Annotated in this window: 2 protein-coding genes; both read left to right on the forward strand. The window is 44.6% G+C overall.

What is annotated here, in order from left to right; all coding sequences use genetic code 11:
* The coding region (locus tag R8N46_RS24910) for a response regulator (protein WP_318189735.1) at window positions 1-608 on the forward strand (608 nt) is incomplete at its 5' end.
* 211 nt (window positions 609-819) lie between these two features.
* Window positions 820-1,246, forward strand: a 427-nt coding sequence (locus R8N46_RS24915) for a MarR family transcriptional regulator (RefSeq protein WP_318189736.1), incomplete at its 3' end; no start/stop codon positions are given.

The following is a 1,246-nucleotide window of genomic DNA, read 5'->3' on the forward strand; positions in this document are numbered from 1 at the left end:
CTTTTGTTCAAGAAGAAGCGACCACAACTCGCGAATACGGTGGCAGTGGCCTTGGTTTGACCATCGTGAAAAACTTGGTCGATATGCTCGACGGGGATGTACAAGTTCGCAGTCAAAAAGGGCAAGGAACCACATTTGTTGTTACGCTGCCAGTAAAAGATCGTGAGCGAGTTCTGGCTCCGTTAGATTCGAGCCAACGCGTAAAACCTGCAGAGTTGTTTGATGAAAGTCTGAAAGTGTTGCTGGTGGAAGATAACCATACTAACGCCTTTATTCTTAAAGCGTTTTGTACCAAATACAAGATGCAGGTTGATTGGGCGAAGGATGGGCTAGAAGCCATGGAGTTCTTAAAAGATCACTCTTATGATTTGATTTTGATGGATAACCAACTTCCGCATCTTGGTGGCATCGAAACCACGAAAGAGATTCGTCAAAACTTGAAATTGGGGACGCCAATTTACGCCTGCACCGCCGACACTGCGCAAGAAACCAGTGATGCATTTATGGAAGCAGGCGCGAACTATGTTTTGCTGAAACCCATTAAAGAAAATGCACTCCACGAGGCTTTTGTTGACTTCAAGCAGCGCTTCTTGATTGAACGGACATAGTCTGCTGCCACATTTCCGGTAGTTTCTTTGTTTACCTAGCCCAACTTAGCTTTTCTGAGTTGGGCTTTTTCTTTCCTGCAATCTGAAGATCTTAATTCTTCGCAACCTTTTAAATGCGCAAAAATTCATTGTGATTTAAATCACAAAAATATTTACTTAGCGTGCTAACTAAATTATATTACTTAGCACGCTAAGTAATTGAGTGCATCTTATGATTCAAGACATCAACATTTTGAGAGATCTGTCCCTTGCCGAAAAACTGTCTCGTGTCGCTCGTTTATGGAAGATGGTTGCCGACCGTGAGCTCGAACCGCTAAACCTAACTTACCCGCGCTGGACGGCGCTTTGGAAGCTGTATCGAATGGGCGACAACATCAGTCAAAAGCAACTTGCTGAAGCGCTTGAGATTGAGCTTGCCTCGTTGATGCGCACGCTAAAACTGCTCGAAGAGCAATCGCTCGTTACGCGACGTTGTTGTGAGCATGACAAGCGAGCACGAATTGTCAGCTTAACGGACGAGGGCAAAGAGCTGTTGATACAAATGGAAGAACGCATCTTGCAGGTCCGTCGAAAACTGCTCTCAGAAATCAATGACCAAGAGCTAAAGAAATTGGGCTTGATCCTAGAGCAAATTGCTA

Origin of the sequence: Vibrio sp. 1874, assembly GCF_033344395.1 — a bacterium.
In the GTDB taxonomy this organism is placed as follows: Bacteria; Pseudomonadota; Gammaproteobacteria; order Enterobacterales; family Vibrionaceae; genus Vibrio; species Vibrio alginolyticus.